The organism is Vibrio sp. B1FLJ16 (genome assembly GCF_905175385.1).
Taxonomy (GTDB): Bacteria; Pseudomonadota; Gammaproteobacteria; order Enterobacterales; family Vibrionaceae; genus Vibrio.
The window spans coordinates 1,257,692-1,271,569 of sequence record NZ_HG992750.1; the positions used below are offsets into that span (position 1 = coordinate 1,257,692).

Genomic DNA, 13,878 nt, shown 5'->3' on the forward strand with positions numbered 1-13,878 from the left:
AAATCACCTATAAACTGGTCTGCATTATTGTAACAACTCAGTCATCCAATCCTTGAATCGGGCTCATTGTGTGATAAACGGATTTCACACCACCAGTAATGGACAGCGCGTTCAAATTATCAATGAAGAAACGGCTGGTCATTGTATGCTTACCTCCATTGATGAAGATCTCGATCACTGACTTATCGACATAAACTTCGATGGTTTGCTTGGTGCTCAACCTCGGTGCTTTTCTCATAGAGCCAAACTCTTCCGCGTAGAGTTGAGACATCTTACTGCGGTCAAGCATGAACTCCATTTTTGTCGCACTGAACACAATGTTATCACCCGCAGCATTGGCAAGCGTTAACTCAAACTCGTCCGTTTCTATTTCAAGCTGAACCATAAAGCTGGTTGTATCCAGTTCAAGAACGCTCTCAACCGCGACAGCTTCGCCTTGCAACGCTTTCAATTCAGGTAAAGCCGACTGTACCAGATAGCCATCTTGGATATGAAGCTCACGTGGTAGCGACAACATGCCTGCCCACTGATGCTCGTTAGATGGTGTATCAATCTCAGGCAGACCAATCCAAGCAATCATAATACGGCGGCCTGTATCATCTAAATAAGTCTGTGGTGCATAGAAATCGAAGCCGTAATCTGGCTGCGCGATGTCTTGGTGGTTTTCCAGTTCTACCGAATCTAGATTTAGGCGGTCACCAACAATATAAGCCACAGAATAGATGTTTTTGAAATCGTATGGGTTTTTGCTCGATACACCTTGTGGAGAAAACAGCATCACCGACTGATTATCTATTTCAAAGAAATCTGGGCATTCCCACATGTAGCCAAGGTTGTTGTAACGAGTTTGAATTGGGCCTTTGTGTTGCCAATTAATCAGGTCACGGCTGCGATACAACGCCATTGAGCCTGTCTCTTGAGGCGTTTGAGCCCCCACAACCATCAGGTAATCATCACCCTGCTTCCACACTTTTGGGTCGCGGAAATGTTCAGTGTAGTGATCGTTTTCGATAACAACGCCGTGCTTTTCTATTTTACCGTCGGCAGACATCTTGGCAAAACATTGAGTTGACACTCGCAACCAATGTTCATCACGCTTGTTACCAGTAAAGAACAACAATGCATTATCGTTTTCAACCAATGCACCACCAGAGTATACGCCGTGAGAGTCGTAATCTTGGTCTGGGTGCAGACCAATGCCGTGGTCTTGGAAATGAATGAAGTCCTTGGTAGAAAGGTGGTACCAGTACTTCATACCATGAACTGGACCAACTGGCGTCCATTGGTAAAATATGTGGTGTTCACCATTAAAGAAACACAGGCCATTCGGGTCATTGAGCAGACCAAACTTGGGCGCAATATGGTAGCTCGGATATCCAGCGTCTTGTTTGCGAAGCTTTACCATCGCATCAATGCTTTCTTGAGAAATCTCTTCTATACGACGATATCTTTGCCCTACTGTCCAGTTCGAGTTCAAACTCATACATTCTCCTCTACGGCATTCGTAATTGAAGAGTCTTTTTGAATAAACTGAGTTAGAGCTTCTTGCGTTGGAAGTGCAGTCATCGCGCCTTTTTGCGTTGTCGCCAATGCACCACACCCATTCGCCCACTGGATTGCAGAATCAACGACCCGTTGATTGTTCCACTCTTCATGTTGAGAAAGCTTTGCAAGCAAACCGCCAACAAAAGCATCGCCTGCGCCAGTGGTATCCACTGGAGTCACTGAGCGACCGGAAATCAACACACCTTGGTTTTCAAATACTCGCCAAACACCTTTCGCGCCCTGTGTAACCAGAACAAGCGTGTTGTTAAGATCTGCAATATGAGCCAAACCTTGTTCCATCGAAGTTGAATCGGTTAAGAAATCCAGCTCTTCTTCTGAGAATTTAACCACATCAGCCAGCTCAACTGCTTGCATGACCACAGATTTGATTTCAGATGGGTTTTTCCACACTTCATCGCGAAGGTTTGGATCGAAGCTGATGTAACCGCCCGTGGCTTTCATGCGTCGGATGGCTTCAAAGGTACTGCTTCTGCTTGGTTCATTAGCCAAAGAGATTGAGCAGACGTGTAGCCACTCGTTTTTCTTAAATTCGGGAATGTCTTCAACAGACATAAACTGATCGGCACTTGGTTTAACCATAAACGTAAAGCTGCGCTCGCCTTGGTCATCAAGATCAACCACCACTGTTGATGTGCGTTGTTCAGGGTCCTTTACCAAATGTTCGGTATTCACACCTTCCTTTTGCAGAGTCACTTCCATAAAAGTGCCAAACGGGTCGTTACCCACTCGGCCGAAAAATGCACTTTTACCTAAAAGGCGAGAAATCGCTACCGCGACATTGGCGGGAGCACCGCCCGGACATTTCAATAATGTCGCGTCAGTCTCCGGAATGAGGTCGACGACTGCGTCTCCAGTTACCCAAACTTGATTCATCTTTCTTACCTTAAAACTGAAAATCATGACAACCGAATACAATGTGACACCTCACGCTGTCATGTAAAAATATAAAAAGGCTAGCTAAGCCAAATCACCTAGCTAGCACCCCAAAGCTCAGGAAATGAAGTGAAAAAGGGGGGGGCTTCACTTCTAGGGAGAAACGTTAAGCTGTTGCTTTAATGTTTTGCTTACTGTGCTCACGCAGACCTAAAACAACGGTAAGTGCAAAAGCAGTGACGAACGCGATAACCATACCTACCACGTAGTAGCCAATTTTTTCTGGCGATATTGAGATGATGCCAGGAATACCCGCGGCACCCAGTGCTTGTGCTTTCACATTGAGCATAGTGATAAATGCGCTTGAAACTGCAGCTGCACAAACCGCTGCAATAAATGGGTAACGAAGCTTCAAGTTCACACCGAACATTGCAGGTTCAGTAATACCAAGCAGACCTGTTACACCAGAAGGAATCGCAATGCTCTTCATTTTTGTATCACGAGTCATGAAACCAACCGCCAGTGCCGCTGCGCCCTGTGACACGTTAGACATCGCCGCTATAGGGAAGATAAACGTACCGCCAGTTGTTGCGATATCCGCAAGCAACTGAGTTTCAATTGCGATAAAGCTATGATGCATACCGGTGATAACGAACGGCGCATAAATCAAACCAAATACCGCACCACCAATGAAGCCCGCGCTGTTGTATAACCAGTTAAGGCCGTCACCCAGCAGGAAGCCGATATCACGTGTAAATGGACCCACAACCGTGAATGTCAGTAGGCCAGTCACGAAAATAGCCAGTAGCGGCGTTAGCAAGTTATCCAGAACCGAAGGCACCACTTTACGTAGTCCAAGTTCAACTTTCGCTAGAATAAACGCAGAAACAAGAACTGGCAGTACTGAACCTTGATAGCCCACTTTCTCGATTTCGAAACCTAAAATGTTCCAAACTGGTATGCTGCCCGATACCGATGCGCCACCGAAGCCCCAGCCGTTAAGTAGGTCTGGGTGAACCATCAACATACCTAAAGCTGCGCCAAGGTATGGGTTACCACCAAACTTTTTACTCGCTGAAAATGCTAATAAAATAGGTAAGTACACAAAAGGGGCATTAGCAAATGTATTGATCATGTTTGCTAAGTCGGTCAACCCCGGGTTAGCGTCAATTAAAGATTTGCCATCAATGAACAAGCCTTGAGCCGTCAATAGGTTATAGATACCCATCAACAGACCACCAGCAACAATCGCAGGAATGATTGGAACAAAAATATCAGACAGACCTTTCACCGCGCGTTGCAGGATATTCTGGTTGTCAGCACCCGCAGACGCCACATCGTTGGTCGACATTTCCTTCATTTCCGTCAGCTTAGCGAGTTCAGCATAAACTTGGTTAACGATGCCTGAACCAAAGATGATCTGATATTGACCTGCCACTTTAAACTGGCCTTTAACACCTTCTAGGTTATCAATCGCCTGTTCATCAATTTTATCTTGGTCTGCAACAGCAAGACGCAGACGAGTCGCACAATGTGCGAGTGCGGTGATATTACTTTTACCACCTAATAGAGAAAGCAGCTCTTTTGCTATTTTTGGATAATTCATTACATACCCCATTGGATTATCATTTGAGCCTTTGAATTTTTGGGAACGTTTGCAAAACAAATTTTGCCTAGAAATAGCAAATGATCAAAGATAACTGCTCAATACTGTGAGAATGATCTTCAAATTATCTCCCTAGGATAAGAAGACAGGGTTAAAATCTCCTAATAGCAGGCAAATTTGATGCTCTGTTTGCAAACAATCCCAAAACTAAAAATACAAATGGATAATGAATAATGGCTAGTCTTCATGATGTCGCTCGTCTCGCTGGAGTTTCCAAGTCGACGGTCTCAAGAGTAATCAACGATGAGTATGGCGTAAAAGACGCGACCAAAGTAAAGGTGCGTAAAGCGGTTGAAGAGTGTGGCTATCTCCCAAACCAAGTCGCTAAAGACTTAAAGTCTCAGAAAACCAACCTAGTTGGCGTGATTGTTCCTAGGGTTTCTTCCCACGCCACCTCTCAAGGTGTCGATGGTTTAACCGCAGTCTTAGAGCAAGCGGGCAAGCATGTTTTATTAGCGAGCACACACCAAACACACCACAAAGAACTTGAATACATTCAGATATTTAACCAGAAACGCGTTGAAGGTATCATCCTGTACGCAACCCACCTCGACAACAAATTAGTCAAAGCCATTCAAAGCTCTGCAGTGCCAGTAGTATTGGTTGGTCAAGACGGTTCAATGTTTAACATCCCAAGTATTGTGCACGACGACACTCGCGTAGGGTTTGAAGCGGGCAACCGTCTCATCGCGAAAGGTTGTAAGCATATGGGATTCATCGGTGTGCAAGGCGATGATATCGCGGTTGATAAGATGAGATCGGAAGGCTTCGCTCAATCGCTTCAATTCAACGACCTCACACTGCAATTTCACGCCCGTGGCGACTTCACCATAGAGTCGGGTTACAAGTTGACTAAACAGTCTCTAAAGGAGCACACCAAGCTCGACGGCCTGTTCTGCGCAACTGACCGTATCGCAATCGGTGCGATCAAAGCCATTCAGGAAGCAGGCCTCGTTCCAGGAAAGGATGTCTTGGTACTCGGTGTGGGTGACGATGAGCTCGCTTCAGTATGCACACCAACGCTTTCTACGTTTAACTATGCGTTTGATAAAGCGGGAGAAAATGGAGCCAAGCTGCTGCTCGACCGTATTGAGAAAAAAGGCTTTGAAATGAGTAAGATGGTGTTGACCTTCACGACTATTGACCGAGAGTCTTGCTAGCGATTGATTTCAGAGATCAAGTTACCCCAAGATAAAAAATGCCAACCTCCGAATTGAAACGATAAGGTTGGCATTTGATGATGCGACTATCACATCATGAGTAACACTCTCTACCTAAACGATATATCAGGCAATTAGAACCAAGTTTCCATCTGCAGTGCAAACAGAACTTCAGCGCCCTCTCCCATCGTTGCTGCATCTGCCTCCGTGCTGATCGAGTAACCATTCAGGTCTTCACTCCAATCCACATAGCTCACAGCGAAACGCAGCTCTGGTCGGTCAAAGAAGCCAGTACTGGTTGAAAGCTTGAGTGTTGGTGCAACTGTCGCTTTGTAGAAACCGCCGTTCGCTTGCTCTGTCGAGTTGTCCAAATCCATGTATTGCAATGAACCTTCATAAACCATCTCAAAGTTCTCAGTGAACTCTTGAGCCAATCGAACGTTTAAAGAAGCCCATGTGAACTCGTCATTCTTCTTAAGACGGTCTTGGCTATGCTCTGCCATTAATGCAGGTGCCAAACGCCAGTTGTCGCCAATGCGAGTCACACCGTAGCTAAACAGACGAACGGCTTTTGCGTCATCCAGTAGATCACCATTGGAACCGATGCCTTTTAGCTCTGCACCTAGGCCGCTACCCACTAACATACCCGCTTTAGAGAAACCTTCGCTCAAACCAAAGAAGTTGTCTCCATGGTACGCAAACATTGCGTGTACACCGTTTTCAGCTGCGCCATTTAGGCGGTTATCGTTGTCTGCTGAGGTCATGCCGCTTAACATCACTTGCCATTGACCAATACGGTTATTCATGGTTGCAATGTAGTTTTCTACTTCTGTTGATGAGCTATCAATCTCACCAAAATCTCGGCCATAAATAGAGAAATTCGCTTTCCAGTTGTCGCTCATCTGAACGTCGTAAACGCCCGCACCAGTGCCTGATAAGAAGACAATATCCGAATCGAAAAAGTGGATATCAAAATTGTCGCGATCGAATCGTTTACCCGCCCAAAACGTTGCTTCAGAAAACGCTTCAGATTCAGAGAACATGCTCAGACGGCTCAGTTCTGAATACACTTGTCTTACATTCAACTGACTTTCGCTGGCAGTCCACTCGTTATTTGTCTCAGTACTGTCGGCTAACATAATACGAAACAATGCACTAGAACCATCATCCGCAAAGCGCTTATGAATCAAGTTCGCTTCAACGTAATGATCATCTTCCACACCAAGTCGTCCAATTGGTGCACCAATCGCACCCGCCGCTGTCATATAAGGGCCTGTGCCTGTCGCGCCGTTTAGGTCGTCGTTGATCAATAACCCAGAGCGTGCATAGCCATGAAACTCAAACGAAGAAGCCTTTTCATTGGCTTCGATAGAAATCTGCTCCGTTTGTGCAACTCTTTGCTCTAATTCATTAATACGTTGCTCTAATGCAGCAACGTCTTCACTTGCTAATACCGATGTAGTGATTAGCCCCATTGTTACAGCAACCGCTAAAGTGTGTAGTTTCATTCTTATGTTCTCACGTTAATTGTTTTGGGTTTTTGCAAACGTTCCCAATGCAATTCGTAAGCGCATTTAGGCTTATACTTTTGATGTACAAGCTCTATATCGGAGAAGAAATAGAAATCAGTCGTGTTGATTGCTTCACTTTTTGTATCTGGGTGGATGATAGATCGATACTTTAGGGAACGTTACCGACAATGCATAATTCTGATAACTTTGTCACAAGTGAAATTGATTAATGAGCTAAAAATAGTGTCTCGCGCACATTGAAGGCTTTAGTGCAGTGTTTCAAGCTGAACCAGAACACCTTTGGACATTCTTGCGTTACCGATTTAGCTAAATTGACTATGCTTGGATTAGCCTAAGTATTGAAAAGTCGCTTAAATCGACGTTCACTTGTTGCTGAGGACGTGAACACTAGCTTTGGGCTCAGACATTATAGCTAGCCACAATAACGTCAATTCGTTTTTGATGCTGCGTGCTGCTCAATCATGAATGCGATCACTTCTTCGTCTAAACAAGATTTGGTGACATATTGGCGTTGCTTACCTAGATGAAGAATGAACCCTAAATCGGTTTGTTCAAGTTGGTCGATTTCACTCCAAGCGATGCAGCGGTCGATTTTACCGCTTTTGTAGTTCACACCGTTCGTATTAATTTGAAGCACTACTTTGTTGCCACGGCTTGAGCTAATGCTTTGTCGCCATAGCCACCAAGTTCGTTTGAAGTAAACACTGAACGCTTCAATAACACTCAATACAATAAAGAACCAACCGACATAACCGTTAGGTAGCAACTCAAACTCTAAAAGAACCACACCAAAAACAAGAAAGAACATCCCTTTCAAATACGATTGTGGGAACTTAGCCGGCTTGCTAGTTTGATCGTAACACTCGGCAAAGAAAGGCTTGTCGAGCATGTATTCTGTAGTGAAATCGAAATCTTTGGACATGTATGGTTACTTTAAGGTTTCTGTGAATGAGTATTTCATGTTGCGTTCTTGCAACACAAGCATTGTATCGCTTCTCGGGGCTTATCTTTAGCAATTTTGATTCTGTTTTGTAAATCAATAATACCGATAGACTCAATAAGAACCATTGCTACGCAGAGGATGGGGGAAGTAAATTAGAGTTACGCACGTACTTGTTGAGTGTAAGGTTTATTTATTTCTATTAAGCGCCTGTTTCAGCGCCTAATAAAGCAACATAATTTTCTATTTTAGAGGATCGTTGTCTGGCAATGCATTGTGAATCCAAAGTGCCAGTCTATGTTTGATGTTTGCGCCGTCGAGCTTGCTGTCAGGTAGTGGCGTGATCTGTTTGGCATCGACCAAGAATAAGTAAATCGCTTTTACTCTTACAGGTTGTGGTGACTGAGGGAGTTCAAAACCTTGCAGCTTTGCCATCTTCCCACCGATCTCAAGTGCCTTCTTAACCAGTTTGTCTTCATTTTGAAGCTTGGATTTTTGTGACATTGATAGAATCCTCTTCTTAGGGTCAACTAAGAATACCTTAAGTGTCTCCAATGGCGTGTTAGTAAGCTCTCATATTGATAAGTTTAGGCTACAACATTCAGTAAGTGCTTAAAAAGCACACTGAACAATAATTTAGGAGCGCAAGTTACTGATATGGTTGATCGTGACGGAAGCAATGAGCAAATGTACAGTGATAGCGAAAGTTTAATTTAGTATATCCTTCAGCCCGGCAGTACCCGGGCTGATTACTTCTTACAGGTTACCCCACCATTTTTTCTGGGGCTAATACTTCATCAAGCTGTTGCTTGGTCAGTAACTTCTTCTCCAATACCAGGTCATAAACGCTACTCCCCTGTTCAAGTGCCTGTTTGGCAATGCTGGTACAAACTTCGTAGCCAAGGTATGGATTAAGCGCTGTTATAACACCTATAGAATTTCTGATATTGGCCGCGCACACATCTTCGTTTGCTGTAATCCCTTTAATGCAGCGCTCTCCGAGACTACTCATCCCATTTTTCAGGATCTCAACAGACTCAAATAAACTCTCGACCATTACCGGCTCCATAACATTGAGTTCAAGCTGCCCCGCTTCAGCTGCCAAGGTAATAGTAAGATCGTTTCCAATCACTTTATAAGCAATCTGGTTGACGACTTCTGGGATAACCGGGTTTACTTTACCAGGCATAATAGAAGACCCAGGCTGCATCGCTGGTAGGTTGATTTCGTTAAAACCTGCTCGGGGTCCAGATGAAAGTAATCGAAGGTCATTACAAATCTTCGATAGCTTAACCGCGAGTTGTTTCAATGCTGAAGAATACATAACTAAAGAGCCTGTATCATGAGTGGCCTCGATTAGGTCCTCAGCCAGAACAATCTCTCTGCCCGTAATATCGCAAAGGTGAGGTATCACCTTGTCACGATAAGCGGCCTCAGCGTTAAGTCCGGTACCAATCGCAGTACCGCCTAAGTTGACGGTTAAAAATGGTTTGCTACACGTTTTTAAACGCTCGACCTCATTGCGCAGACTGGTGGCAAAAGCCTGAAAGCTCTGTCCTAAGGTCATGGGAACCGCGTCCTGTAACTGAGTCCGCCCCATTTTCAGCACACCTGAGAATTCAGCCGCTTTATCATCGATATATTGAATCAATGAACAAACCTCTTTTAGCAAAGCATCGTTCGCATCCAGTAATGCAATTTTAATCGCTGTTGGGTATGCGTCATTTGTCGACTGAGAGCAGTTTACATGGTTATTAGGACTACAGTACTGATACTCACCTCGTCGATGCCCCAATATTTCAAGCGCACGGTTTGCGATAACCTCGTTAGCGTTCATGTTAGTGGATGTGCCAGCTCCACCCTGTATCATGTCGACAATAAAGTGGTTATGCAGCATTCCCATATCAATTTCTTCACACGCTTGTCTTATTGCCTGCGCTACACCGTCCGGTATCAGTCCCAGCTCATAATTTGCTAACGCAGCCGCTTTTTTCACTTTGGCTAAACCACGAATAAAACTAGGGTAAAAATTGAGAGTAATGCCGCTAATATCAAAGTTCTCAAGTGCTCTTAGTGTCTGGATGCCGTAATACGCTGTATCAGGTATTTCTTTATATCCGAGCAGGTCGTGTTCGGTACGTTGACCCGCTGTACGATAAAGTTGAGCGATATTCTCGTAACGACTGTTGGCATGCTGCATACGACGTATGATAAGCCCTGAAATGGTCGAATATATCTTGGTTGCCAGTTCACCATGAGCTTTAAATAGAGAGAGTAACTCTCCATTATCAAACTTGTACAGCAGGCTGTCACAAATCGCTCTCGCAGTGACATCTTGTTTATGCTCAGGAGCAATCAGAATAGTCTCGCCGATAAATTCATGCTGAGAAAAAACAGTAACACTCTGCTCACTACCACTTCGGTCATCAAATATCTGAATACTCCCTGAGGCGATAACAAATAATGTGTCAGCGTCATCCTCACGATAAAACACGATCTCACCTGACTTGCACTGCTGAGGTTGTGCACACTCGGCGAATAGGCGTAAGGCAGACTCGGGAATATCCTGGAAAAGTTCAACACGACGAAGGCAATCAATAATGGTGTTTGTGTTCATTTATATTCATTCCTAACTGGAGATAAATTATCAGAGACTTAATTTGCCACCAATCAATCAGCATAAAATGTACCAAACAAACCGAGCGAGCCATATCAACTACTTGTAATATCAAATTAAACAGTTAGGTATATTGCTGTACAACAATGGTGCGAACATTAACCGCCAATGATTCATTCTAGTGCTTGAATAACGTCAGCTAAGGATAACTTAACCCAGTAAGGTAATATTTCTATCGTGTTATATGACTAACGGAACGAACAACAAACCGTTAAGCACGCAATAAAATTGGGTATCTCCGAATGGTCTCATGTGGTGAAACCGGTGAAAAAACGCAAAAAAAAGCCGAAAGAGCTAAACTACTAGCTCTTTCGGCAACCTTACGCGCTACCTGTTCCGTACCTTAAGCTACTCAGGCAATTTGCACAGTAAGCAGATTTTATTACGCTTTCTTAAGATCTTTAGTCGGGTATGTCAGTGCCATTCCGTCAACTTTTACGTGTACGTAGAAACCACCACCGCTCACACCTGTAACAATCATTTCGCCTAAATCAATACCTTTAGTCGCTACTACTACGTCGTCAATTGAAAACATCTTAATTTCCTTGTTTATGTATATTCAAACACTATGTTATGCGTGGTATTTAAGATGACTTTAACCATATTTCCTAATCAGCTTTTTTATCGTCAGGATTAAACTTTACCATCAATAATTACAACAATTTACAGCCTCGTCACCCGATTGCTTAAAGCCAGAAAAACAGACAAAAAATAAATAAGAAATCTACGTCAGATAGGTTAAGATTCCGAAAATAAGCAGCGGAACATCCTCTGCTCTCTATGGAGAAACTTTATGAAAAAAGGCCTTAAAATGCGTGCTCTGGAACGCTCTGATCTGCGTTTTATCCACGAGCTAAATAACAACCGCAATATCATGGCCTACTGGTTTGAAGAGCCTTACGAATCTTATGATGAACTTGAGGAGCTTTACCGAAAACACATTCACGATGATGCTGAAAGACGCTTTGTGGTTGAAGACGAGGATGGCATTGTGATTGGCCTAGTTGAGCTCATCGAAATCAACTACATTCACCGCAGTGCTGAGTTTCAGATTATCATCGCTCCGGAGCATCAAGGGCATGGTTATGCGACGGATATGATCAACCGTGCTTTGGATTATTCGTTCTCGATTCTCAATCTGCGCAAAATCTATTTATTGGTTGCAGTAGATAACGAAATCGCTATCCACTTATATAAAAAATGTGGCTTTATCGAAGAAGGCCATTTGATCGAAGAGTACTTCATAAATGGTGGTTATCGAGACGTTAAACGCATGTATATCCTGAAGCATCAGTATCAAAAATCGATGGAAGAAAAGAAATAGTTATACCCAAGTAACCTCTAGGTGCTCGGTTCAGCGAGAGTGACTTGGCTACTAGACGAGGCAACGATTTGATGGTCTGTTCGTATGCTATCAATAAAAAACGCAGCTCAATCGCTGCGTTTTTTAATATTTGACCTGAACTCATATTAATTAATCAAATTGATACTGATACGATGCAACCACACGTTTATCGGCTTCATCTAGGTAAGTATTATTATTCATCAAGAATGTCATGACGTTAAAAGAGTGATTCTTGTTTACCGCATAACCTAAACCGACTCCGCCAAAGGCACCTTTGTAGTTTTCACCGTCACTATTTTTTGAGCCGTACGACCCCGCCGCAAAACTGATTAGCGTCAGCTCTTGATTAAGTGATTTCAGGGCGAAAGCTCCCACATAACCACTGCTCCCTGATGACGTCATCATATCAAAACCATTCTCTGGGCTTGGGGTTCCGACAAAGTCCGGATTAGTACACTTACTGCCGACTTCACCATCGCAAGCCGGAGCCTCTCCGTCGTTATAGGTATAACCAGCCATCGGGAATATCTGGAAACCCAGAGGTTCAATACCAAAATAGCTCAATGGCATAAACGTACCGACACTATAGTTGGTTTGATTTGCGCCGTTTGTGTACTCATTTTTACCGAAGTTGAAGTTTACAATCCCGACAGGGAATAACCATGAGCCACCAATACGCCATTCACTCGCATCATCATTGATGCGTGCATTTAACTTACGAGCCTGATCAAATGCAATAGAGCCGGAGAACGACAGATTCGGATCATCGAAATCGTAGTTATTGGCGTATGAAACACCAACTTTAGAGATAACTTTTGTCGGGTCATCGGCCAACTTATTTTTATTCTCTTTTACACGGCCATCCGCAGCGTTAGCCATGGTGCTAACCAGCAATGCTGCACACACCAAAGCGACTTTATTCTTCATGTAATACTCCTATGAGTTATTGGTTTTTCCAGCTGTAACCAACACTTAGGAAATAGAGCGCCGGATCATCAAAACCTGCCACTTTAGTACCCGCTAATGTGGTTTCGGAGGAATCAATCAGTACAGCTTCAAACGCTACGCTTACTGTTCTCTTTTCATCCAATTTGTAATCTACGCCAGTACCTAGTCGATATGCGTCACCAGTCGGTACGGTAATATCAGCATCAGACTGATCTTCATACATACTACTGTCGTAAGCGAAACCAGCGTTCCACGTTACTTTGTCATTCACCTGATATTGAGTACCAAAGGCAACCTGATAGGTATCTTGAGTATCTACATTCAAGGTCGTCTGGTAAGCACTCCAGTCTTGCCAGTTTACGTTACCCATCCACGCAAGTTTGTCGTTTACTTTGCTATAGATACTGAATACTACTTGCTGGGGAGCAACTGAATTGGAGCCTTCAAATTCAAACTCGCTTTCGCTGGAATATGACAAACCAAAACGAGTTCCTGCATCTAATTCGTATAACACACCGAACTGCCCGTTCACTTGTACATCCGTATCCTCGCTTTCAAATGACAGGCTTTGGTTGGCTGTACTTGCGTTCGCCTCAACTTTATAGATGCCATATTGAATACCAAGTCCCGCACCAACAGACCATTGATCATTGATACGATATGACGCACTAGGCTGAACGGTTAACGCTTGAGTCACTGCGGTAGGAATATCCAATTTCGCAACGTCATTATCCACTAACCCGTCGTAACCCAAACCAAGTCCGTAGTCTCCGAATACGCCGACACCCAATGTCCATTTATCATCAAGTTGCTGGCTGTAAAATGCAGAACCGATAGGCACAAAGCCAATCACATTACCTGCATCACCGGACAATGTATCCAGTGTCGCATCACCGTAAAGACTGGTCAGGCTACCAGAAAATGACTGCCCAGAGACGTTTGCCAGACCAGCCGGATTGGCAGCCATAACAGACGCATCATGTGCACGTGCGGCCATCCCCGCAGACGCCAACCCGATATCCGTTGTAGTCGTCTCATATATGTACAAACCACCTGCTTGAACCGCCGCGCATGTCATTAAAGAAGTCGCTACAACGATTTTTGGAATATTTTTCATAATAAAGCCCGCTACTTATAAAACCCACACTGCATTTCCGGCGATACCTGTGTA

The 13,878-nt window shown here is 44.0% G+C and carries 12 protein-coding genes and 1 pseudogene; 2 read left to right on the forward strand and 11 right to left on the reverse strand.

Features of this window, described 5'->3' with window-relative positions:
- Positions 1 to 37 precede the first annotated feature (37 nt).
- The 3 genes from KHN79_RS19560 to KHN79_RS19570 form a co-directional block, all read right to left on the reverse strand.
- On the reverse strand, positions 38 to 1,483 hold the full coding sequence (locus KHN79_RS19560; protein WP_182009040.1) for a sucrose-6-phosphate hydrolase: 1,446 nt from the start codon (positions 1,481 to 1,483) through the stop codon (positions 38 to 40).
- Entirely contained in the window at positions 1,480 to 2,439 is a 960-nt protein-coding gene (locus KHN79_RS19565) for an aminoimidazole riboside kinase (RefSeq protein WP_182009039.1), read from the reverse strand. Before KHN79_RS19565 ends, KHN79_RS19560 begins: the two co-directional genes overlap by 4 nt.
- Before the next feature lie 166 nt (positions 2,440 to 2,605).
- Positions 2,606 to 4,045: a sucrose-specific PTS transporter subunit IIBC gene (locus KHN79_RS19570; protein WP_182009038.1), complete on the reverse strand. Its 1,440-nt coding sequence runs from the start codon at positions 4,043 to 4,045 to the stop codon at positions 2,606 to 2,608.
- A 233-nt stretch (positions 4,046 to 4,278) separates the two neighbouring features.
- Between KHN79_RS19570 and KHN79_RS19575 the strand changes: the two genes are divergently transcribed.
- Positions 4,279 to 5,265, forward strand: coding sequence for a LacI family DNA-binding transcriptional regulator (locus tag KHN79_RS19575; protein WP_182009037.1), 987 nt, complete (start codon positions 4,279 to 4,281; stop codon positions 5,263 to 5,265).
- Between the two features lie 134 nt (positions 5,266 to 5,399).
- Here KHN79_RS19575 and KHN79_RS19580 read toward each other — a convergent pair whose 3' ends face one another.
- The 6 genes and pseudogenes from KHN79_RS19580 to KHN79_RS19600 all read right to left on the reverse strand — a co-directional run bounded on the left by KHN79_RS19580 (position 5,400) and on the right by KHN79_RS19600 (position 10,949).
- A complete protein-coding gene (locus tag KHN79_RS19580; RefSeq protein WP_182009036.1) occupies positions 5,400 to 6,773 on the reverse strand; it encodes a carbohydrate porin in 1,374 nt (457 codons plus the stop codon).
- Between the two features lie 451 nt (positions 6,774 to 7,224).
- Positions 7,225 to 7,719, reverse strand: a complete 495-nt coding sequence (locus tag KHN79_RS19585) for a YcxB family protein (RefSeq protein WP_182009035.1) — start codon at positions 7,717 to 7,719, stop codon at positions 7,225 to 7,227.
- Between the two features lie 261 nt (positions 7,720 to 7,980).
- Positions 7,981 to 8,241, reverse strand: a complete 261-nt coding sequence (locus KHN79_RS19590; RefSeq protein ID WP_182009034.1) for a DUF5062 family protein — start codon at positions 8,239 to 8,241, stop codon at positions 7,981 to 7,983.
- Positions 8,242 to 8,500: 259 nt separating this feature from the next.
- Positions 8,501 to 9,937, reverse strand: a complete 1,437-nt coding sequence (gene aspA / locus KHN79_RS19595; protein WP_244812795.1) for an aspartate ammonia-lyase — start codon at positions 9,935 to 9,937, stop codon at positions 8,501 to 8,503.
- Between the two features lie 66 nt (positions 9,938 to 10,003).
- Positions 10,004 to 10,354 (reverse strand): annotated as a pseudogene (locus tag KHN79_RS21685) (cyclic nucleotide-binding domain-containing protein); the annotation flags it as partial.
- A 442-nt stretch (positions 10,355 to 10,796) separates the two neighbouring features.
- Positions 10,797 to 10,949: a hypothetical protein gene (locus KHN79_RS19600; RefSeq protein ID WP_182009032.1), complete on the reverse strand. Its 153-nt coding sequence runs from the start codon at positions 10,947 to 10,949 to the stop codon at positions 10,797 to 10,799.
- 258 nt (positions 10,950 to 11,207) lie between these two features.
- Here KHN79_RS19600 and speG point away from each other — a divergent pair, with 258 nt between their 5' ends.
- A complete protein-coding gene (gene speG / locus KHN79_RS19605; protein WP_182009031.1) occupies positions 11,208 to 11,738 on the forward strand; it encodes a spermidine N1-acetyltransferase in 531 nt (176 codons plus the stop codon).
- Between the two features lie 150 nt (positions 11,739 to 11,888).
- Here speG and KHN79_RS19610 read toward each other — a convergent pair whose 3' ends face one another.
- Together KHN79_RS19610 and KHN79_RS19615 are read right to left on the reverse strand one after the other, a co-directional pair.
- Positions 11,889 to 12,686 carry a hypothetical protein gene (locus tag KHN79_RS19610; protein ID WP_182009030.1) on the reverse strand — a complete coding sequence of 266 codons (798 nt, stop codon included), beginning with the start codon at positions 12,684 to 12,686 and terminating at the stop codon, positions 11,889 to 11,891.
- A gap of 16 nt (positions 12,687 to 12,702) precedes the next feature.
- Positions 12,703 to 13,824, reverse strand: a complete 1,122-nt coding sequence (locus KHN79_RS19615) for an outer membrane protein transport protein (protein WP_182009029.1) — start codon at positions 13,822 to 13,824, stop codon at positions 12,703 to 12,705.
- Between the last annotated feature and the right edge of the window lie 54 nt (positions 13,825 to 13,878).

Bases quoted from the DNA above. Each gene is read 5' to 3' on its own strand.
- KHN79_RS19560 (WP_182009040.1), bottom strand. From the start codon at position 1,483: ATGAGTTTGAACTCGAACTGGACAGTAGGGCAAAGATATCGTCGTATA.
- KHN79_RS19570 (WP_182009038.1), bottom strand. From the start codon at position 4,045: ATGAATTATCCAAAAATAGCAAAAGAGCTGCTTTCTCTATTAGGTGGT.
- KHN79_RS19575 (WP_182009037.1), top strand. From the start codon at position 4,279: ATGGCTAGTCTTCATGATGTCGCTCGTCTCGCTGGAGTTTCCAAGTCG.
- KHN79_RS19565 (WP_182009039.1), bottom strand. From the start codon at position 2,439: ATGAATCAAGTTTGGGTAACTGGAGACGCAGTCGTCGACCTCATTCCG.
- KHN79_RS19600 (WP_182009032.1), bottom strand. From the start codon at position 10,949: ATGTTTTCAATTGACGACGTAGTAGTAGCGACTAAAGGTATTGATTTA.
- speG (WP_182009031.1), top strand. From the start codon at position 11,208: ATGAAAAAAGGCCTTAAAATGCGTGCTCTGGAACGCTCTGATCTGCGT.
- KHN79_RS19580 (WP_182009036.1), bottom strand. From the start codon at position 6,773: ATGAAACTACACACTTTAGCGGTTGCTGTAACAATGGGGCTAATCACT.
- KHN79_RS19615 (WP_182009029.1), bottom strand. From the start codon at position 13,824: ATGAAAAATATTCCAAAAATCGTTGTAGCGACTTCTTTAATGACATGC.
- KHN79_RS19590 (WP_182009034.1), bottom strand. From the start codon at position 8,241: ATGTCACAAAAATCCAAGCTTCAAAATGAAGACAAACTGGTTAAGAAG.
- KHN79_RS19585 (WP_182009035.1), bottom strand. From the start codon at position 7,719: ATGTCCAAAGATTTCGATTTCACTACAGAATACATGCTCGACAAGCCT.
- aspA (WP_244812795.1), bottom strand. From the start codon at position 9,937: ATGCAGCATGCCAACAGTCGTTACGAGAATATCGCTCAACTTTATCGT.
- KHN79_RS19610 (WP_182009030.1), bottom strand. From the start codon at position 12,686: ATGAAGAATAAAGTCGCTTTGGTGTGTGCAGCATTGCTGGTTAGCACC.